We start from the raw sequence: 20,101 nt of genomic DNA, 5'->3' as shown, positions 1-20,101 counted from the left end.
AAACTGACGTTTCGGCCCGTTTACGCGGTTTGTGCCGCGTTGAAAAGGCCTGCCTGCGCCACTTGACCCGGTCTTCTCGCCACAATAATCAGGGCATCAGGCGGGCCTGTAGCTCAATTGGTTAGAGCAGAGCGCTCATAACGCTTTGGTTGCGGGTTCAAGTCCTGCCGGGCCTACCAAGTTTTTCCTGCCTGATCCGTTTGTTATCCCAAGATGTGTTAAGGCAAACAAACCGGGCCATGATGCGGCGGGAGATCAGGCCACCCGGCTCTGCACGCTCCAATCCCCCTCCTCTGCCGCGAGAGGGAATCGATCCACCAGCTTGTGCAGATGATCGGCCTCTCGATCAACGTCGTGTTGCCCGCCGTGGTTTCCTCGGACATGGCGGCATGATGCTGAATCGTCTGCTCGATGTCCAAAATCACTGCGTGGATTTCCTCGATGCCCCTGGCCTGCTCCCCGGCTGCGGAGGAAATCTCGCTCACATGGGCTGAAATCCCCGCCACTTTTCGGCAATGGCCCGCAGCGAGTCGCCTGCGACTGTTCCGCTTGTTCCCCGGGCCAGTACCTCTTCGGCTGAAAATCCTTCGATCGCCATATCGGGCAGTGTGTAAAACTCCACTTGAGTGCCGATCCCTGCCACCAGTGCGTCGAAGAAAGAGGCGCCAAGGTCCAGCCCGATTTCCACCCTCCCGACATGCTGGCCCTCATGCCACACCGGCGACACGCCACGAATGCCAAGCCCCGCGCGTCCCGCGTTCAAGCCCGGCGACCGGGGTCTGGCGGAAACCCGACAGGTCATCCCCGAATGTCTCCCGCTTGTGCACTCGGTAAAACGCATGCGCATCCGGGCTGTGAAACTGTGCGAGGACGTGTTCCGTGGTCAGCCCGCCAAATCCCGGCAGGAACATCGCATCGAGCGCCGCAGAATCTCAGCGCGCCAGCACCAGATCCGCCTTCAGCCCACCCAATGTCTCGCTTTCGCCAAGACGCAGCGTGCCGCCATGGCGCCGCGCGACGTCATGAGCGATGGCAAGCCCAAGCCCCACGCCGGAGCCGCGGTTCTGGTTGCGCGCCGCATCGAGCCGAACGAAGGGTTGCAGCGCGCGATCCCGCGCCTCGGGCGCAATGCCCGGGCCATCATCCTCGACCGAGATCACCGCAGCACGCTCGAACAGGGTCAAGCTGATCCGGGTCTGCGTACCATAGCGCCGCGCATTGGACAGCAGATTGTCGAGCGCCCGCGACAGCGCGGCAGGCCGCCCCGTCAACTCGACCGCGCCTTCGGGCAGTGTCACCGCCGCGATCACCGACCCGGCCCGTTCGGCCCGGCTCACCGCCTCGCGTACCAGCGCCTTGAGATCGAGCCGCTTGGGCTCCTCCGTCGCATCGGAGCGGGCAAAATCGAGGAAGGTGTCGATCAGTTTTTCCATCTCGTCGAGATCGCCTTGCATCGCCTTGATCTCGGCCTCGTCGCTCTTTGGCACATCGAGCATCGACAGGCCGAGCCTGATGCGGGTCAGCGGCGTGCGCAGGTCGTGCGAGACGCCCGACAACATCAGCGTGCGCTGTTCGATCTGGCGCTCGATGCGGGCACGCATGTTGAGAAAGGCCGCCCCGGCGGAACGCACCTCCAGCGCACCCGCGAGCCGGTAAGGCTTGTTCTCACCGCGTCCGAACGCCTCCGCCACCCGCGCCAGATGGCGTATCGGACGCAGCTGATTGCGCAGAAAAATGAAGGCGATCAGCGTCATCAGCCCGCCGGTCAGCGCCGTCAGGACCAGAAGCTGGTGCGGGTTCGAAGCCGAGGCGCGCCGCCGCGGCAGATCGATCGTCAGACGCCCCGCCCCGGTCATGACCGAAAGCTGCACCCTCCTCGTATCGCTGGCGAAATCGATGCCCTCTACCCCTTCGAGACCGTCTTTCAGCTCTGCCGAGATGATCCGCCCTGTGATGTCGTCCCACGCCCTTTGATCCGTCACCGGGGCGGGATCGCCGAGGCGAGAGGTGAACCGCAACCGCGTGTCCAGTTCGCTCAGCGCCATCGGAAGCTGCGCTTGGGGAAGCCCCTCAACGGCGGCGACATAGAGACCGATTTCCGCCACCACGCCTTGTGTGAGCTGGCGGGTCACGTCCTGAAAATAGCGCTGGGAAAAACCGACCATGACGACAAGCTGGATCACCACGACCGGCACCAGAAGGATGAGCGCCGCCCGGCCATAGAGCCCGCGTGGCAGATATGTTTTGAGCCAGTCGAAGAACATGGGCTATTGGTAGCCTTGCAAGCCCCCCTATGGAAAGAGAAATCGCGTGCAGACCCGTCCCGAGACGATCACCGAACTGGCCCCCGGCCTTCTGCGCATCTTGGCGCCGAACCCCTCGCCGATGACCTATTGGGGGACGAACAGCTATCTCTTGGGCGAAGGAACGGAGCGCGTGCTGATCGACCCCGGCCCCGATCTTGCCCGGCATCGCGAAGCGCTGCTCGCGGCCTTGCCCGTCGGCACCCGGATCAGCCACATTCTCGTGACCCATGCCCATCTCGACCATTCCGGCGGCACGCGGATGTTGTCACAGGCCACCGGTGCACCGGTTCTGGCCTTTGGCGATGCCTTGGCCGGGCGCAGCCCGCATATGGTGGCCCTTTCGGAGACATTGGGCGGCGGCGAGGGGGTGGATGCGGGGTTCTCCCCGGATGCGATACTGTCCCATGGCACCGTGCTCGACACGCCCGCAGGCCCGATCAAGGCGCTGCACACGCCCGGACATATGGGCAACCACCTTTGTTTCGCCTGGGGCGGCGAGCTGTTCTCCGGCGATCTGATCATGGGGTGGTCGTCTTCGCTGATCTCACCGCCCGATGGCGACGCCGCCGCCTTTCGCCAGAGCTGTGCCCTGTTGCTCGAACATGCACCGACGCGGCTTCACCCCGGCCATGGCGCCCCGGTCGAAACGCCCCGGGCGCGGATCGAATTCCTGCTGAGGCACCGTGCCGAACGGGAGGCGCAAATCCTTTCCGCTCTGGCCCAAGGCCCCATGGACCTGCTCACGCTGACCCGCGCGGTCTACACCGATCTGCCCGAAACCCACCTGCCCGCAGCCACCCGCAACACGTTGGCGCATCTCATCGACCTGAGCCGCCAAAACCGCCTGAAAGCGCAGTCCAAAATCGGTATAAATGCCATTTTTTCAGTAACTTGATAGAAAAATTCGGAAAAAGTGATTTTTTGTCACAAAACCCTCTTGCACCCCCGAAATCCCATAGCTATACACCCCCACATGTTCCGGCGTAGCTCAGCGGTAGAGCAGTTGACTGTTAATCAATTGGTCGTAGGTTCGATCCCTACCGCCGGAGCCAAAGATTTCAAGGACTTAGCGCTCATCCGCTAAGTCCTTTTTCTTTTCGAGCACAGAATAAGTACAGAAAACACCGCCCGGATCGGTGTTTGTGGATCATTTGTGACCCAGTTCCATGTTCTATCGCTAACTACCCGCCTCTAAACGCTTTTTCTCCTCCGCCGCATATTGACATAGAGATTTGCCCTTTTCCTTGCGTTGAGTGGATCGGTGCAGTTCAAGGCGCCCTGCTGTATTGAGCCCTATCTGCCAATTCCTTCGGGTCCAATACACTCCTTCGGCTACGTCGAGGTTGTCAGGGTCGATGGTTAGGTCGGCAGCACCCATATGCCTTTCCTCGTCTGTGATGGCCAGATTTGGCGAAGTCTGGTCATAGACGTAGGTGAGATGTATCCGCCCGGAGTGCTGATCCCGGTGGGGCTTCGCGGTAATCGAATGCGAACGCCCGTCGGTCGAACTGAGGCCAGCCTCGACTTTCAATCGGAACAAGGAGGCCGTTACCTGAACGGCCATAGCATCCACCTGTTCTTGCGTTGAGTGCAACTCTTCTTTGTTAGTGACCGAGTAAGCCTGCGCCCCATCCAGCATCTTCTTGATCGTCGGCCAATTGGAGCCAGTTGTCCCCAGCCATACTCCATTCAGGTCAGGTAGCCATCTGTTGAAAGCGGGTATCCAGCGCCAGACAATCCGCCAAGGTGCCCAGTAGCCAGTGGGCCCGAAAAACCCCGCGAGGAAACCCAAGAGCACGGGAGGTAAGTATCGGATGAGGTGTTGGTCGGTCACAGTAAAACCTAACAGCAGAGCAATGTCGTCGGCGTAAAGCGAGACCGCCACAATCAACGCGACAGCGGAACCAATCCATCTCCAAGGCAACAGTGAATACACGATTCGTTCTCCGATTCTTTTCTGACCCAATCCCCTTGAATTTCGTCGGCGCGCCCACCAGATAGAGGGGATCGACAGAGGCAGGTGCCCAAAATGTATGATTTCTCAAAGCGGATTTCCAGCTTTCACAACCAACACGTCCGGCTGAGCAACGATCAGCGCGCGGACATGAAGCGCAGACGCGAAACCAATCTCGACCGTATCGAGAAGGGTCTCGAAGAACTGGAAAAGCCAGCCTTCAAAGAAACCATCAATCAAGGTGGTTACGCTCAAAAGACCATGACCCAACCGCCGGAATCCGACCAGGAAAGCCGGTACGACATTGATCTTGGCATCGTTTTCGATCAGGACGATGCCAATGGACCGAGAACCACCCGTGATTGGGTTCGCCAAGCAATCGCCCGCAAGGCGACGAATATGAAGAACGATCCGGTGACCAAGAAAAAGTGTGTCCGGGTTGTGTATGCGGACGGGTATCAGTGTGATTTCCCCGTGTTCCGTAGGCGCTGGACCGATGTAGGCTGGCGCTACGAACTGTCTTCGGGCGATGAGTGGGTTGCCTCCGACCCTGCCGCCATGAACCAGTGGATTGAGCGAGAGGTTTCCTGGAAAAGCCCAGAGACTTCGGGCAGCTGCCAGCTACGACGCATCATCCGATTTGGTAAGTTCTTCTCGAAGACGCATGCCGCAAGGCTCAAAAGGTCTTTTCCCGGCGGTTTGGTCGCTACCGCGCTATTCATTGAGTGCTACACGGCGGATGACGGCCGCGACGACAGGTCCTTCCGGGAGACGCTTCGCAGCCTGTCACAGCGTTCGAAATATACGCCCGTGTTTGCCAACGGAGTTCAAGTATCAGACGACAAGGATACCGACCGCATTGGTCGGTTGATCGACCAGGCTAAAGACTCCGTAAAGGAACTCGACAAACTCGACGCGGACGACATCACAGATTCAGAAGCCAACAAGATTTGGAAGACCGTCTTCCGTCATAGCTTTTTTGACGATGCTTCTAAGAATGTGGCAAACAGCTCCAGTGCTCCCCTTGAAACCAAGAGCGCTCTTGGTGGTGCCGGTCTGGCCGCACCATTCCTTTCCTCGAAAGCAGCGGCCGCACTCTCAGATAGCGAAAAGCAATCGCGAATGGAGTCGGCGGTCAACGCCCGGAAAGAGAGCGGGAGCGGTGGCAAACCTTGGGCGGAGTGACGATACCGGACGCCCTCTATTCTGAGGTGCAAAAGGCAGTAGCTCATCATCAGCCAGAGCTGAGCGTTTCACGAACAGAAAGGCTAATTATTCTTGAGGGCCAGTTCCTTGCTTGTGGACCCGATGGGCCAGTCGATACGCCAGATGGGGTCTTCGATTCCTACAAAATCCAGGCGGGAGTGACAGCGGGATTTCCCGCTGAAGAACCAGTCGTTTTCGAGACCGGAGGGCGTATTCCGCGGATAGCTGATCGTCATGTTTTTCCAGAGGATGGGAACTGCTGCTTGGGCGTATGGGAAGAGTGGTTATTGACGGCACCAAATCATCGGTTTGAGACCTTTCTCACTGGACCGATGCACGACTATTTCGTCAGCCAGACCCACTTTGAGGTCAATGGCAGTTGGCCCTATGGGGAAAGATCACATGGCGTTCTCGGCGTTCTAGAAAGCTATGCTGATCTTTTCGGCGTGGCCCCCGACGCAAAAGTCATAGCAGACTATCTTCACCTGCTTTCTCGCCAGAAAATTAAAGGACACGCATTGTGTCCTTGCGGTAGCGGAAAACGCCTGCGGGACTGTCACAGCGATGATCTCCGAAGGTTGAGCCAAAGAATTCCGTCGTTTATGGCAAAACGGATGCACGCCACGATCACGCCACGAAAAGCCGCCTAAGAAACTGCTAGGGTCGGCGACCACGAAGGCCGCCAACTACAAAAACGCCTAGCCCTTTGACTTCTTGCGCATCGGGACATCCACACCCTTCTTTCGCATAACGGCCGCAACAGATGCGACTGAACGCGTAGTGGTCTTAGCGTCGGGGAACTCGGCCACGACCTGATCCACGATCGCCGCATAGCCCAAATTCTCGTCCATTAGCAGCTTCTCAGTGAGGCGACTGATCGTCCGCTTTGGAGTGTCGGTCTCGGCTGTACCCTCAGCTTCTTGGTTTACTTGCTCGGCGTCTTCGGCAGCCTCGGCCTTGGTCTTGTCAGCATCGGTAGCCCCGAGTTCTCTGACTTCGACAAAGATACTGCCCGGATGCTCGCCTTGCTTCTTTTGGGCGAGGTCAAGACGACCGCAGAAACCCACTGCTGTCCAGCCGTCTTTGCCATCCAGCAGAACAGCATGAGAATAGGTTCGATCCGTCTTGCGGTTATGTTCCGATCCGTCAGGGGCAGTTGCAACATAGGCGGTCATAGCAGGTCTCCTTTTTGGACTTGGTGATCCAATGTTGTCGGGAAGCTGGCCCCCCGCGAGCCCCCTGAAATATTTTTGCGAGATGGAAATTTTGGTTTTCAGACAGAAACCGCTCAATCCCTCGTTGTAATCTTTGCGTTACTAGGTACCATCAACGCATTTGGAGGCTCCGAGTGCCACGAGTAAAACACTACCAATTTAACATGCGCCTACTCCGAGCAGGACGAACCGCAGCAACCGCATTTGGACCAAGCTTTGCACCGGGAGAACCCCGCGAACTTGAACAACGGCCTTGGGAAAGTATTGACGGCGCGACCCTCTATGTTGGTCAAATTTACAATAACCCGCCAGGCTGGACAGACTTTATTCGAACCGGTAGCCCTGATCTTCCTGGCGACCTTTTTGCCAGTGGTGCTGGTGCCGTGCTGTTTGTGCCGAGTGGGGGAAGAATACTCGCGATCTGTTTCGGCCATGTGCACATCGCATTAAACGATGACGCGTTCGTTAGGCAATTCGGCCTGAAAGTCACGCTAAATGCAGTCTCACGCGAGCAACTACGCAGTTTTGACACGGCAACACCAGATGCTGTCACTGTTCAAAAACGGGTTCAAACCAGCAAGGATAGCGACTTGCAAGCATTCGGTGTCGATATGTATCGAGACCTTGCAAGGGTGGCGGCAGGCACACCTAAAAACAAGGACTTCGCGCAGTTTGTGGCGGGTAAGGACGCCCTCAAAGTGATCGCAAAGGACAAGCCCGACGAAGTTCAGGCGTTATGCGATAGAATTTTGGCTATGTACCTCCGAGAAGACTACAAGGCAGATTTCTCCTGGGTTGACCGTATGCAGATGGTCTCTGAGAAAGACATGATCGCCCAACTAGATGAAAAACTATTTGAAGCGTTGGGAAAATTGCGCGCGGGCGAAAACGCTGACCTCCATATGTCGCCTCCAGAAATTGTCGATTACACAGAAGGGAATCAATTGCACTACAATGGCTTCGGAAGTAACGGCTCCGACTTTGAAAGCCTATCAATTGAAGACTACGTTGCGGAGTTAAACAGGTGCGATTTTGACGGCGAGGTAATCGAACTCAAAGAAAAACACTACATCTCAGCCAAGAAAGACAACGACGAGAAGTTCGATCAAAAATGGAAAGTTTATGATTGCTTCATTTGCGAAACCTCGCTTGGGGAAGATGGCAACGAAAAATACTACGTTCTGTTCGCTGGGGGCTGGTATTGTGTCGATCAGGACTTCAAGGCCGAAGTAGATGAGGCATATGATGCCCTGGAGAAAGTCAACATCGTAGGACCAACCACGTGCCTCAACGAGAGAGACCTAATCGAAGAACTGGTGAATACCCGAGACGATCTCCTGAAGCTGGACCAAAAAAAGATCAACCCGAAGGGCGTTAAGTACGGAAACCTTGAGCCTTGCGATTTCTTTTCGACATCGCGCGAGTTCATCCATCTCAAGGATGGTCATTCATCGGGGTCAATTAGCCACCTCTGGTCTCAGGGGGTAGTGAGCGCCGAGGCGTTCGTTTCCGATCATGACTTTAAAGTGAAATTGCGCAGAATCGTTAAGAGTGAGAGCGACAAGAAAGCATGTGGCAACGCGTTTGAAGATCTTCTGCCTATGGCCGCTCAAAAGCCAGTCCGCACAGACTTCAAGGTGGTGTATGGCATAATGAGGAAGCCATACAAAGACGGATCATTGGGTTTGCCGTTTTTCTCCAAGGTCAGCCTGCAAGCCGCTGTCAAACGACTAGAGGAGTTCGGCATTCCCGTTGCGCTGGAGCTCATTCAAAAACCAGCCTCAGATGCGGAGGCTGGTGAAGAAGATTAGAAAATTCTCTGACATCTGATATTTTGTTAGCTGGAATGACCCGCTAAGTCTTTGATTGGCTTTGCTCTTAGGGGGAAGCTGACCATTCGACACAGTATTGAGCACAGACTTCTGGCTGATTTCCATCCAAAATGAAACGACGCAGCAAGTCTGGCCCGCTGCGTCGCCTATGGCTATAATGCCCGAAGTGGCTGCAACCACTTGGATTGATGCGGATCAGTCCAGAAAGTCCACGTCAGGAAACTGGTTCCTGGCCAAGACCAAAGCAATTGCCGGGGGTACGGATTTGCCCTCGGCAATTTGGCGCACAACTTCGACCAACTCGCCTTGCAATTGAACTTCCGCGTCATAGAGCTGGTCGGACAATTCGTCTCGGCGTTGCTCCAGTTTGACCGCGTTTGAAATCACCATCCCATTCATGCTGCTTCCACCTCATCATAGGGGCGAGAAAACGCGCCGATGAGTTCCTGCACGGTCTCGTCAATTGCCTTCAGCGCGACCTCTTCGTCGTTGCCCGCAAAGTCCATGCTGTAATGCAAAGTATGGATGAGACCTGCTCCATAGAGGTATCCGTGCTTTTCGACCAGGTGTTCGACAAGGCCAATGATCCGTAGTTCTTCCTCGCTGAGTTTGCCGGCTTTCCGCAACCTATCGACGGTGCCGTTCTCGACGCTGCAACGAGGAACCACGAGATTGAGGTGCACAAGGTCTTGAACGTTGTCTCCGCCTTGGGCCTCGTATTGAGAGGTATTTGTGAACATATTCGTTCTCCAGACGTTTAAGTTGGTTTTACGTCCACGTGATTCGCGTGAACGGTCCATTTAATAGGAAAACGTCAAGCCCCGGCATATCCTCATTTGGCAGAGGCGTTCGGTGCGTTAAGATGTTGGAAACGGAAAAGGCCCGCACCAAATGATGATGCGAGCCTGGCAACCTTTAGAAATGGGCGGAACTTAGGCCTGCAAGCTTTTGCGGGCTTCGGCCACGTCCATGCTGGTGATACCGCCCCGCTCCAGTTCCTGAGCATCGTCACGGGTCTGCATCAGCGCCTTGCCCATGTCGGAACCGAGCGCTCGCAGGTAGGCTTTCTCGAAGGTTTCGCCGTCCTGCTGCATCGATTTGGCCAGCGTATCGAGCTGGGTTTCGGCGGCTTCACGGTTCAGCCGTGCGGCCTTACGCACATCTTTGGTCATGGTCTTCTCCATATTCGCCGCAGCTCGGGCGGTCTCCACTTGGTCTTCAAGCTGTTCGACCTCCAGGGCCAGTTCAGCGACTTCCTGGGCTTCGGCTTCATCACGGGCCAGCCGCATCAAAGCGTCTTCCAGGTCTTTCTTGCGTGCTTCCAGCCGTGCCAACTCGTCGGCATGGCGTTGTCCTTCTTGGCTCATCGTGTGGCCTCCATCTTTTCCAGTTCAGCTTGTGCCTCGCGGGACACGTAAGGTTGCGGGGATGATGCCTTGATGCGGAGCAATTCCACACGGAGGCTTTCGGCCACCCGTGCCTCGGCATCAGCGAGGGAAATGGCGTGGCGTTCTCGGATCGGGGTATCGATGCCAAAGGTGCGGGCGAGCTTGACGCCGCCTGACTGGATCAGGGCTTTCACCAAGGGTTCAGCCGAACGGTTGTTTGTGAGTGCCCGTTCAACAGCGGTCAGGTCGCCACCGGCACCCGAAACCTGCCCAACGTCCTTGCGCAGGGCATCGGCGTAAGCATCCCACGAAGACGCCAGAGCATTGAGAGCATCATCCACTGCGGCGGCGAGCTTGGCCCGCTTCGATGTGGCATCAAGTGCAGCCTCAGCACGACGCCGGCGATTATTCCGTTCAGCACTTTCGGCAGCCCCTCGGCTGCGATCTTGAAGCTCGGCCAAGGCATCGTCCACGATTGCGATCCGTTCAGCCAATGCGGCTGCGGTTCCACCGGGCTTCTTCCCGGCAATCATGGCCTCTCTGGCCTCGATGCGGGCTTTGTCGAGTTCCCCGCTCAGGCGTTCTCGCTCGGCTTTCAGTTCATCAAAGCGTTGGTCCAGTTCCTTCTTGTCCATATCGGTCCTCGGTTGGTGATTGTCGGGGAGCCGGACGGCTAGCTGAAAAGGAGAAACATGCTAGCCGTCCGGTGTCGGGAAAGGAGTTGAAATGACCCAACAGCTATACGTTGCCGCGTTTGCCTGCTGCGGGGGGCCAGCGTGTGACTGTGCAGCGTGAAATGCTGGCTCAGGCTTCGCCCATAAGGTCGAGTTCCATTTGCCGGATAAGATCAACCGGTGCCCCTGGGGTTGAAAGGAATTGGCCAGGGTTGTCTTTCACATCTGACCTGTAAGAGCGCCAGCATCGAGGATTTGGGCAATCAATCCCCCTTTCAATAAATGCCTGCATCGCTGGCGTCACCCAGCCTCTGGGAAAGGACATACTGCCGTGGATGAACCACATGCCAACCAGCAACCGAACGGCATTGGCCCGCATTGAGAAATCTGAGGACGGCGGAAAATCTTCAAACGCCTCCATGACCAACGCCGTGGCTGCTTGCTTCGTCTTGGCGTAGGAGATTGAGGGCAAGGGCGGGATTGACCGGGTCGCAGGTTCACTCATTCGGGGTGACCAGCCACTGAACTTTCATCCAGCTACGATTTGAGCCCGGTTGATATTTACGCCATCCGGCGCGGGTTGAGCAATCGCCCGACGCGCGGAGCTTTCATCTCGCGCAGCGGGGCGGGCGATTGCGGTGGTCAGTGTCTGCGCGTAGTCAGCCGGGGTCTGGTAATCCAAAGCTGAATGCGGGCGTTCGGTGTTGTAGTCGGTGGCCCAGGTCGAGATCACGACGCGGGCATGAGCCAGGTTGCGGAACATGGTCTCATTGAGCAGCTCGTCGCGCATCCGCCCGTTGAAGCTCTCCACGAAACCATTCTGCATCGGTTTGCCGGGTGCGATGTAGTGCCATTCGATCCGGTGCTCGGAACACCACCGCAGGATGGCGTTAGAGGTCAGTTCCGTGCCGTTGTCGCTCACAATCATTCCGGGTTTTCCACGGCGTTCGATTAGGGCCGAGAGTTCACGGGCAACACGCCGCCCCGAGATGGAGGTATCCGGGATCGCGGCGAGACACTCACGGGTGACGTCGTCGACCACGTTGAACACCCGGAAGCGCTGTCCATTCGCGAATTGGTCGTGAACGAAATCCAGCGACCAGCGCGCATTGGGGCGGACCTCGACCAGGATCGGGGCCCGTGTTCCCACGGCTTTGCGCCGTGCCCGCCGCTTGCGCACTGTCAGTCCCTCCTCGCGGTAGAGCCGATAGATCCGATTGATGCCGGAAGGCTCGCCCTCGCGGCGCAACAGCACGAAGAGCCGCCGGTAGCCGAACCGACGTCGCTCATTGGCCAACTCGCGCAGCCTGCCACGTAGCACAGTGTCAGGCACACGCTGCGATCGGTAGCGAACCATCTTGCGATCGGCTCCGGCTATCCGGCACGCCCGCCGTTCCGACAGCCCGAACCGGGCCTTCAGATGCGCGACCGCCTCGCGCTTCACGGCAGGCGTCACCACTTTTTTGAAACCAGCTCTTTCATCGCGGCGAGGTCCAGCATCTGCTCGGCAAGCAGCTTCTTCAACTTCGCGTTCTCATCTTCGAGCGCTTTCAGCCGCTTGGCCTCCGACACTGTCATGCCGCCGAACTTGGCTTTCCAGTTATAGAAAGTGCCCTCCGACATGCCGTGCTTGCGGCACAGGTCTGCGCACTTCGCCCCTGCCTCATGCTCCGTCAGGATACCGATGATCTGTTCGTCCGTAAATCTCGTTCGTTTCATTGTCCGTCCTCATGTTGGGTCGGACTCTAATCGATGGTGGAGGAAAAATCCCGTGGCAGGTCAGGGGTTCTCGGGCGTCATTGGCGTCCGGAACACCGTGCCGTTATCTCGCGGGCAAGTAAGCCAACAAGCCGCCCCTCTGACATTGGATCAATAGAGCCTTCCCCAAAGATAAATTTGAAATCAAATACTTGGATTCCAGCGGTGACACCAAGTACTGTACCGAGAACTGCAACGACTGTAGTTATCGCCCGATACTGATCGTTGGCTTGACGCTCACTTCCGTACCCTAATCGTTTCAGATGCCTTGACCCAAGTATCAACGGGTTTTCCGTTTTGCATCGACACTTGTTTTGGCGCGACAGAACCTGCCTTCAAAACGTCATGCAATGCCTTGCTCACCCGTAAATGCGTAGGTTCCATCCATGCTACCATTTGGCCATCACAGATTTCATCGCCAATAACATCGATAAACTCGTTGTGACGCACCCCGATATTCAAAGCGCAATTTCCGTTCAAGTTTTCCGCCAGACTGTCGAATGACATGATCTTGAAGTTGGGGGTTTCATACGACTTAACCAGTTGCTTTCGCTGCAGACTGTTTTCGATTTCGGCTCTGCGCCCATGTACTAATACAAACTTGAACGTAGTGGGGTGTCTTGCCATGTGCGCTGGAACTTGCAGTGCGCTCAACGATGCTAGAAATCCAGCTGCGTTGGCTTGGTCATTTAACCAAGCCTCCCAAGTCTTTATCTGGTGGATGGCTTTCTGAAATTCCGAACTGATTTCGTTGCTATTGGGCTTAAAGTATCGGGAAGACGGCTTCTCTATCTCAATGAGGACAGCGTGCCAATCGATGCTGCTTTTCGAGAAAAAGAAGAAATCTGATTTGTAATCGGCGCCAAATGGCAATTTTCGAAGAACGAGTCCAAAATGAACGCCGTGGTTTTGCACGAACATCCGCGGGATCAATCCTGTATGCTGCTCAATAAAGTCTTGATAAACTTGCTCTTTACGCTCCTCGTCAAGCAAGCTGAGATACTGGGACTTAAGGTCCTCGTTGGTTGAAGTGCTCATCAAAAAGAACCCACATTTTTTTTGGTTGAGACTATCGCACAGGGCCTAAAGGCTCTCAACACATTGCAATCACTAGCAGGAAGTGAACTTTTGCACATCTCGCAACACAACTTGGTCTGGGCTACTGACGATCTTTCACTTCGCGCCACAGCACACCCTGAATTCCAAGTTAGGTCAACGTTCTAAACGAAGGAAGGTGCGACTTGCCTTCGATAGTTAGTGGTCCTCAAAATAGGGCGTGGCTACGATCCATTCGACCAATTGAGTGCGGGTTTCATCCTCAAGGTCCTTGCGTCTCTCGACTGCCCCGATTGCTTCGTCTCTCACCTTGGCGGATTGCCAGGGAACGGGTTCGCGGTTGGCTTTCATCTCCGCTAAGAGCCCATCGTCTGGGTCATGCAAATAACCCAAGCAGATGCGCATGGTCTCGCCACCATCGGCAAATGCCACGGTGGCAACGCCACCGGGTCGCACAAGGTTTATCTGGTTAATCGGATCAGTCATCAGATGTTCCCCCGGTCTCCTGTGGCGTCCCCTGGACGACTTCGGCGTCGATCGTATCGTGTCGCTTACCCGAAACCGGTTCGGTCACCACGGGCCTCTGTACAGTCCCTTCCGGCTGAACCAGCTTGGGCTTAGCAGGCAGGGAGGTTTGAACGTTCGTGGAATTGTTGATCTGGACATTGGTCTGGGCAGGTCCATCGACAGAACTCATCCGCAGGGATAGCAGCTTGTTCAGGACACGGGGATCGACGCTGGCCGTCTCGAAACGGTAGACCGGCTCGAAGTCGTCATCCAACTCGGGTTCGCCCGTCTCGGGATCGGTCACCGGCACCCACTTGCCAGTCCCCATCTCCAAGGCCGTCTGGACCACCCGCATGGTCAATTCTTCCTCGAAAGCTGCCAGGGCCTCGTCCCAAGCCTCCGCAAAGTCGGGATGCTTTGCACGCCGGTCATAGAAGGTCCGCCGGGTCAGGCCAGTCATATTGGCCGCATAGGTGATGTGTCCGAACTGACGGAGATAGAGCAGAAACTCGTCACCCTTTTCGCCGTAGATGGGGCGGGTGATTGCTGCAATCTTGGAAGGCATCCGCGGGTCACTGGCCGGTTTAATCCGGTTCATCCTCATCAAGCTCATTTGGGTGCCTATTCTGTCTTCATCACTGTGCTTGGCTGAGGTAGGTGCCGATTAAGCCCTTGAGGTCATTCACGCCCCAGACGCCAGAACGCCCAATTCAATATCAATGGGGCGGCCTATCTGTGCGGCCTGATGACTTCGGATTTTTCACGGATAGCATCCTCGTTGCCGTTCGAGGTCAGAATGTCGTGTTCCGTTGGAGCCGTATGCCAGCGATTTACAAGGGAGTGTGCCGGCTCACAACGTTGTGCAGTCCCGGTCTTCCAAGCTAGAAGAATTCTACGTCAACAAGGCGTTTTCGGAGCATTCCGTAACGCATTGTTTTTATTGCCTTGTTGACGACGTTGATCTTCGTTGACCGTTTTCGCTATATATATCCGGATTGCACGCTACCCCTATGCCTTGGTCCGTGCCCTATGCCTAATCGGCTTATTCTACCAAGATATATTGCTTTAAGATCAACATGATCAACATCGTCAACAAGTGTTCCGAAACAAGGCCTTAGAAGCGACGTCTCAGGTCAACAAAGATCAACGATCGTCAACGCCGTGACCGAATTGATACGCTCCGATTGCCAGAACGTCACTCATCAGCTCGGACATACCCTGCCGAAACACGGCCACCCAACCTGACGCCCCGTCTGTGCTTCCAGCCCAGGGTTTCCATAGAACGCCGCAAACGCTGCGCATGGCCTTTATTCTGCCGGTCGCTTTCCAAGCCGAGATAGCTGAGCAGGTCCTGGGTATGCACCTTGTCGGCGGGGGGAGGCTCACGCAACGGCGAGGCAACCCGCTCCCCATCTATCACTTCCTCGGCGTAGTCTCCCGTGCCAGCCTCAAAGGCCTGCCGTTCCGTTTGCCGGTTGCTGAGCATGACAGCCAGCTTATCAACCCAAGGATCATCAACCGTTTCGTCTGCCTGGCGTTCTGCTGCCATCGACCACAAAGGCTCAGGCAATACGTGGCCAACGCCTGATTTGAACAACGCATCAGCTTCGGCCCAGAGCTGGTCTCGATGCTCAGCAATCCAGCCCAGATCAACCCTGGAGCCAGAGGCCATTTCCAACGGCCAGAAACGCCGAGCACCCGTAGGGTCGCTCAGGTAGCCGCCTTCGTTCACCGTGCCCGCAAATACAACACGGCGTTGGTGATCCTCGGTGTTGCGACCATAGGGCGTCCGATACCTGTCTGTGGCTCGGGACATAAACGCTTTGAGAACGTCCATGTCACTTGCCCGAAGACCGGCCAATTCGGCAAACTCATGCACCCAGACACCTTCCAGGTTCATGGCTGCATCCTTGTTCCTCAGATCACCAAGCTCTGCGTCACTGAACCAATCCGGGGAAAACAGGTCCCGAATGCCCGTAGATTTCAAAGAGCCTTGCGGCCCCTTGATGACTGGCATCGTATCCAGCTTACAGCCGGGTTGCCTTTGACGAGCTACGGCCCCGACCATAAAGCATTGTGAGACGGCCTCGGTGTATTCGTCCCGGCCACATTGAAAGGCGACAGTGAAGAGGTCTTTCACCCGGCTGGTTCCATCCCAGGTCAAGCTATCCAGGTAGTCCAGGATCGGATTGAACTTGTAGAAATAGGCAACCGTTGTGATTGCGTCCTGCACGTTTTCCTTCGACGGCTGGTAGTCCTTACGCTGGTGCTGTTCCATCAAGAACGTGCGGGCCAACAAGAGCAACTTGTCAGTCAGCACACGGCCATAGCCTTCACCCCAAGGCAATTCACCCATCAGAACAACCCGCTGCTTGAGCTCGTCAAACCTTGGATCGAGCTTGGAGCCGGTAATTGCCTTAAGGGCATTCTTGGCTGTGTCGGGGGCTACGCCGGTCTTCTTGTTGACGATCAAACCACCTTCATGCACCGGCTTCCTCTTGGGCGTGGTTATTGCCCCTGCTGGCACTCCGGTTTGGTCCAGGTCGTCGTCAAAATCATCTGCTGCCGGCGTTCTAGGAATGGCATCTTCGGCCCCAGCGTCCCTCAGCAGCTTATGCAGGGTGCGGAAGGTAATACGATTTCCGTCATTGTCGGCGTGAAGGCTATCCAATCGGATGCCGATCAGAGTGCCGTGATCTGCATATGCGGGGTCCTGAGTGCACCAGTCCACGAACTCCTGACGCCCATCCCCTGCCGTTGCATGGTGGCAAGCCTGCATCAAAGCGAGCCAATCGTCGTGGTCTGCAAAGTCGGCTGGGTCCAGGTGCTCAAGCATCTGAGCCAATTCTTGCTGATCGTGTTCGCCCCCACCAGTTGCCACGCTGCCTGACGGTCTTCGGATCAGATCGACAAGGGCCTTAGGTGCAGCCTCAGCACCGAAAGCATCAAGCTCGGGCGTGCCAACCTTCCATGTATAGGTTTTCTGGGTGTCGGGATGGATCGATCCAGGAGCAACCACCTGACGGCCAACCGTCTTGAACTCGACACCGGGATATAGCTCGTTGAGGCTGTCTCGGGTGGAAATAGCCTCTGGCTTGGTCATGTAGATGTGGAGGCCACCCGAGCCGGTCTCAACGGTCGAATAGTCATTGATGTTCAGGCCAACGTCTGCACAGAGCCGTTTGAACGGATTGTCCGTCGCAAGTGTCTCACCTTCGGGGAAACCCCGAGGGTCCACATCCAAGACCAGTTCAAAAGGCCGCAGACGAACACCGACGTTGTTGCCTGCCTCCATGTGCTTGATTTGATCTTGGGATTTATAGGGCCGCTTCATCCAGTTGCTGTCGATCGGGGACTTGCCCCGTTTGCGTTTCTTGCCCTTAACCTCATCTTCGGCCGAGAACTTATGCAAAGGGAGAAGCTGGTATCCACTGGCCAGCAAGGGCGTCAGTTGCGACGCATCGGTATGAACACCCATTTCAGGCCCCCCTACGATTGGCGTTGTATGCCTCAATCACAGAACGTTCATAGAAAACGGCTGTCCCAATCTTTACGAAATCAGGACCAGCATTCTTATATTTGGTGTTGTTTCGGCGATTGCGAAAGGCCATCAACGTGGTTGCCGGATGCCCGGTCAAGGCTGCGGCTTCCTTCGTCGTCAGAAGGTCTTTCAATGGTGTGCCAGAAGGCTTGGCGGCGTTATCTTCATTTTCAGGCATGGCAGGCCTCCTATATGCTAAAGTATCGACCGGATTGCCCTGCTAGGCGGCTGTGGCAATCCGGTCTACCGATCAGAACAATACCGTGCCCAAATTCCCCCGCATACCAACACTTGACCCGCACGCAACGAACGCTGGTGTAACGAAACCTTTAGCCTCGCCTTCGAAGCGGACCGTTGGTCTTAGGTCAAATGCTGGTGGAATTGTCTTGCCAGTTCCGCCTCATGGACACGCCACCTGTTCGGCTCACGTCTTGCGGCTTCGTCCCGCAAATATCCGTTTTCCCAGAAATTCACGTTGTCTGCATTCGAGTTGATCGCATCCAAAGCGGTGCCGAATTGAACGGTTATTTTCCCCTGCTGGTCTTGCATCCAATCAATCGGGAAAAGACCCAGAAACTCGGCAAGCAATCGAAGACAGGCGTCGTCAAAGCCGTTGAAGCCCGCAGCCCAACTGGCCTCAATCACCTGCTCAACCGGGTCGGTGCTGTCCAATTCAGCCTCTTGCAGGAGCAGCTTGGCCATCTCATACCGGTCTTCTTCGTCGGAATAGTCCGGCATCGGGTCTCGGTGCTGTGTGACTGTAATCGTTCGCATCACGCGGCCCCCGACATCATGAAAGTGTCCAGGTCGTCACGGTGATAACGGACGATCCGGCCAACGGTTCTGTAAGAAGGACCAGTGCCCTTGCTACGCCAATTGTGCATGGTGCCAGGCGAGACCGAAAGGTATTTGGCAGCGGCCTCGGTTGTCATCCAAGGTGTGTCAGTTTGTGGATTGCTCATGCTGATAACTCCAATATCCAAGTGCGCCCAAATGGACAGCGATGAAATCAGGTTATCAGCTTGCAAGGTCTCGATATGCCAACGTGTTAAGGCATCGTACCATCATTCACGTAACACCAGCCTTGGCCAAAACCATATCCTCTAAGGCTTGAGCATGGGGCCGAAGGGCTTCAACCAAATGCGTCTGATGCACATACCCGCCAGAGGCCCCTGGAAGCCTTTGACCCAACAGAAGTGCCCCTTCTGCATAAGGCACACCAGCAGCAATCATCATCGTTCTGGCGTGGTGACGAAGTGCGTGGGGAGACGGAACACCAGCCCGCTTCGGCTCGGCAACGTGGCCTGTGGCTGACCCTGGTGACGGCCAAAGCCAGGGCGAGTTAAGAGGCTCGTCCTCTGCCATTCTGGCCTTCAGGGTTTCGGTCAACCAGCGGCCAGTTGGGAAGGACCAAGCTCCACCCGTTTTCATGTGGGTGAAAGTCAGTACGCCAGCCTCGGCATCGAAGTCGGCACATTTCACACCTAGCAGCGATGTTCTCCGTGCACCCGTCAGAAGAAACGTCCGTTGCAGGTCACGCATCAGGGGAGACATGGCTTCGGTCGTGGACCAGAAACCGGCCATGTCCAATTCCCCGACTTCCCGTTTCGGGGTTGCAGGGACACGAAGGGCATCAACCGGGTTTGCCCCAATCGTTTCGTCATGGCGGCGGGCCGTATTCACAAGAGCTCGAACGGTGCGCATGACCGAACCACCCGTGGTCTTGCCGTGACGCTTTGTGAGCTGGCCCAAAAGCTCTCGGCAGTCCTGACGCGTAATGTCAGCCACGGCACGGCGCCGAAGACGCCCGAGGTAGTTGTCCATATGGTACTGGTAGTTTCTGACCGTGGCGTCGGACAGTTCACGCTCCTTCAGGTGCTCTTTCAGAGCTTGTTCCAACGTGATGCCGGTGGACTCCGGCCTAGCCGTGGGATCAACGCCAGACTGGATTGTGGCCATGAGTTTTCGGGCCTCATTTCTGGCCTCGGCCAGTCGGATATGGTCAGCCCGTCCGATCTTGACCCTCACAGTCCGAACGTGACGCTTTTCTCTGCGGACGTCGCTTTGAACGGCAAAGGTCTTGCAGGTCTTGTGGCAGATGCACATCAGCCCTTTCACATCGGTGTCCCTATGGATGCCCGAGCCAAGTGGGAGGTCCCTGATACGGGCCTCGGTGAATTTGAATATGGTCATGAAAAGTACAGTCCCGAGTACAGTGTTTGCGATTGATCCAGGTTGGCCTGGATGGTGCTACCGGGATGATATTGCTATGTTTTCAAGGGGTCGTACGCCCCGAATGAGCCCGAATGGACCATGATTTACTCGCAATCTCAGACTGTTAATCAATTGGTCGTAGGTTCGATCCCTACCGCCGGAGCCAACCACACACTAAATGGTTGGAAATAAACGCGAAAAGTGCTCCCTCGCGGGGCGCTTTTCGCGTTTTGGGTCCAGTTTGACACACCGCTTTACACGCTCCGGTCACACCGGAGGCACAAAGGAGTCAGAGCCGGTGTCAAAACTCAAAAACCAATTCTTTCGCATCCCTCACCTCGAACAGCGCCCGCAAGATTATATCTGGCGCAGACGTTTTCCGAAAGAGTTGACCGAAAACCTGCCCGCTCAGGGGAATTGCGCACGCGCAGATGAAACCACCCCCATTTTT

Annotated in this window: 22 protein-coding genes and 2 tRNA genes; 6 read left to right on the top strand and 18 right to left on the bottom strand. The window is 56.1% G+C overall.

Features of this window, described 5'->3' with window-relative positions:
- Positions 1-102: 102 nt before the first annotated feature.
- A tRNA-Ile gene (locus V1475_RS13485) sits at positions 103-179 on the top strand.
- A 302-nt stretch (positions 180-481) separates the two neighbouring features.
- On the opposite strand, the gene V1475_RS13480 is transcribed toward V1475_RS13485, so the two are convergent.
- From V1475_RS13480 to V1475_RS13470, 3 genes are read right to left on the bottom strand one after another with little or no spacing between them, the layout of a single operon-like run.
- Positions 482-802 carry a cache domain-containing protein gene (locus V1475_RS13480; protein WP_479413158.1) on the bottom strand — a complete coding sequence of 107 codons (321 nt, stop codon included), beginning with the start codon at positions 800-802 and terminating at the stop codon, positions 482-484.
- Positions 708-911 carry a hypothetical protein gene (locus V1475_RS13475; RefSeq protein WP_479414001.1) on the bottom strand — a complete coding sequence of 68 codons (204 nt, stop codon included), beginning with the start codon at positions 909-911 and terminating at the stop codon, positions 708-710. The genes V1475_RS13480 and V1475_RS13475 overlap by 95 nt, the downstream gene beginning before the upstream one ends.
- 21 nt (positions 912-932) lie before the next feature.
- Complete coding sequence (locus V1475_RS13470; protein WP_479413157.1) at positions 933-2,264, bottom strand: ATP-binding protein; 1,332 nt, start codon at positions 2,262-2,264, stop codon at positions 933-935.
- 46 nt (positions 2,265-2,310) lie between these two features.
- Here V1475_RS13470 and V1475_RS13465 point away from each other — a divergent pair, with 46 nt between their 5' ends.
- Together V1475_RS13465 and V1475_RS13460 are read left to right on the top strand one after the other, a co-directional pair.
- Positions 2,311-3,201, top strand: coding sequence for an MBL fold metallo-hydrolase (locus V1475_RS13465; RefSeq protein ID WP_479413156.1), 891 nt, complete (start codon positions 2,311-2,313; stop codon positions 3,199-3,201).
- A gap of 82 nt (positions 3,202-3,283) precedes the next feature.
- Positions 3,284-3,358 (top strand) — tRNA-Asn (locus tag V1475_RS13460).
- 125 nt (positions 3,359-3,483) lie between these two features.
- On the opposite strand, the gene V1475_RS13455 is transcribed toward V1475_RS13460, so the two are convergent.
- A complete protein-coding gene (locus tag V1475_RS13455) occupies positions 3,484-4,242 on the bottom strand; it encodes a Cap15 family cyclic dinucleotide receptor domain-containing protein (protein WP_479413155.1) in 759 nt (252 codons plus the stop codon).
- A gap of 93 nt (positions 4,243-4,335) precedes the next feature.
- Here V1475_RS13455 and V1475_RS13450 point away from each other — a divergent pair, with 93 nt between their 5' ends.
- A complete protein-coding gene (locus V1475_RS13450) occupies positions 4,336-5,445 on the top strand; it encodes a cyclic GMP-AMP synthase DncV-like nucleotidyltransferase (protein WP_479413154.1) in 1,110 nt (369 codons plus the stop codon).
- A complete protein-coding gene (locus tag V1475_RS13445) occupies positions 5,442-6,116 on the top strand; it encodes an SEC-C metal-binding domain-containing protein (RefSeq protein WP_479413982.1) in 675 nt (224 codons plus the stop codon). The genes V1475_RS13450 and V1475_RS13445 overlap by 4 nt, the downstream gene beginning before the upstream one ends.
- Positions 6,117-6,164: 48 nt before the next feature.
- Here the strand turns inward: V1475_RS13445 and V1475_RS13440 are convergent, their stop codons facing one another.
- Positions 6,165-6,641: a hypothetical protein gene (locus V1475_RS13440; RefSeq protein ID WP_479413153.1), complete on the bottom strand. Its 477-nt coding sequence runs from the start codon at positions 6,639-6,641 to the stop codon at positions 6,165-6,167.
- Positions 6,642-6,814: 173 nt separating this feature from the next.
- Here V1475_RS13440 and V1475_RS13435 point away from each other — a divergent pair, with 173 nt between their 5' ends.
- Complete coding sequence (locus tag V1475_RS13435; protein ID WP_479413152.1) at positions 6,815-8,491, top strand: DUF6119 family protein; 1,677 nt, start codon at positions 6,815-6,817, stop codon at positions 8,489-8,491.
- Positions 8,492-8,707: 216 nt separating this feature from the next.
- Here the strand turns inward: V1475_RS13435 and V1475_RS13430 are convergent, their stop codons facing one another.
- The 13 genes from V1475_RS13430 to V1475_RS13370 form a co-directional block, all read right to left on the bottom strand.
- Positions 8,708-8,911 carry a hypothetical protein gene (locus V1475_RS13430; RefSeq protein WP_479413151.1) on the bottom strand — a complete coding sequence of 68 codons (204 nt, stop codon included), beginning with the start codon at positions 8,909-8,911 and terminating at the stop codon, positions 8,708-8,710.
- Positions 8,908-9,252 carry a hypothetical protein gene (locus V1475_RS13425; RefSeq protein WP_479413150.1) on the bottom strand — a complete coding sequence of 115 codons (345 nt, stop codon included), beginning with the start codon at positions 9,250-9,252 and terminating at the stop codon, positions 8,908-8,910. Before V1475_RS13425 ends, V1475_RS13430 begins: the two co-directional genes overlap by 4 nt.
- Before the next feature lie 192 nt (positions 9,253-9,444).
- Positions 9,445-9,879 carry a hypothetical protein gene (locus tag V1475_RS13420; RefSeq protein WP_479413149.1) on the bottom strand — a complete coding sequence of 145 codons (435 nt, stop codon included), beginning with the start codon at positions 9,877-9,879 and terminating at the stop codon, positions 9,445-9,447.
- Positions 9,876-10,535 carry a hypothetical protein gene (locus V1475_RS13415; RefSeq protein WP_479413148.1) on the bottom strand — a complete coding sequence of 220 codons (660 nt, stop codon included), beginning with the start codon at positions 10,533-10,535 and terminating at the stop codon, positions 9,876-9,878. The genes V1475_RS13420 and V1475_RS13415 overlap by 4 nt, the downstream gene beginning before the upstream one ends.
- A gap of 568 nt (positions 10,536-11,103) precedes the next feature.
- Positions 11,104-12,293 (bottom strand): IS3 family transposase gene (locus tag V1475_RS13410; RefSeq protein WP_479413147.1). Its coding sequence is split into 2 segments (ribosomal slippage): positions 11,104-12,041 and positions 12,041-12,293, totalling 1,191 coding nucleotides; the frame shifts between segments, so codons are not numbered across the junction.
- Positions 12,294-12,569: 276 nt separating this feature from the next.
- Positions 12,570-13,370, bottom strand: coding sequence for a Shedu anti-phage system protein SduA domain-containing protein (locus tag V1475_RS13405; protein ID WP_479413146.1), 801 nt, complete (start codon positions 13,368-13,370; stop codon positions 12,570-12,572).
- Between the two features lie 216 nt (positions 13,371-13,586).
- Entirely contained in the window at positions 13,587-13,874 is a 288-nt protein-coding gene (locus tag V1475_RS13400; RefSeq protein ID WP_479413145.1) for a hypothetical protein, read from the bottom strand.
- Positions 13,867-14,493: a hypothetical protein gene (locus tag V1475_RS13395; RefSeq protein ID WP_479413144.1), complete on the bottom strand. Its 627-nt coding sequence runs from the start codon at positions 14,491-14,493 to the stop codon at positions 13,867-13,869. The genes V1475_RS13400 and V1475_RS13395 overlap by 8 nt, the downstream gene beginning before the upstream one ends.
- Positions 14,494-15,090: 597 nt before the next feature.
- Complete coding sequence (locus V1475_RS13390; protein ID WP_479413143.1) at positions 15,091-17,373, bottom strand: VapE domain-containing protein; 2,283 nt, start codon at positions 17,371-17,373, stop codon at positions 15,091-15,093.
- Position 17,374: 1 nt separating this feature from the next.
- On the bottom strand, positions 17,375-17,614 hold the full coding sequence (locus V1475_RS13385) for a helix-turn-helix transcriptional regulator (protein ID WP_479413142.1): 240 nt from the start codon (positions 17,612-17,614) through the stop codon (positions 17,375-17,377).
- Positions 17,615-17,796: 182 nt separating this feature from the next.
- Positions 17,797-18,174 (bottom strand): hypothetical protein, encoded by a 378-nt coding sequence (locus V1475_RS13380; protein ID WP_479413141.1) that lies wholly within the window; start codon positions 18,172-18,174, stop codon positions 17,797-17,799.
- A 35-nt stretch (positions 18,175-18,209) separates the two neighbouring features.
- Positions 18,210-18,368, bottom strand: a complete 159-nt coding sequence (locus tag V1475_RS13375; protein WP_479413981.1) for a helix-turn-helix domain-containing protein — start codon at positions 18,366-18,368, stop codon at positions 18,210-18,212.
- A gap of 136 nt (positions 18,369-18,504) precedes the next feature.
- Entirely contained in the window at positions 18,505-19,629 is a 1,125-nt protein-coding gene (locus V1475_RS13370; RefSeq protein WP_479413140.1) for an integrase arm-type DNA-binding domain-containing protein, read from the bottom strand.
- Positions 19,630-20,101 lie beyond the last annotated feature (472 nt).

This window comes from Celeribacter sp. SCSIO 80838, from assembly GCF_056498065.1.
The sequence above is the reverse complement of the archived record's forward strand: the minus strand, read 5'-3'. Positions and strand labels throughout refer to the sequence as shown.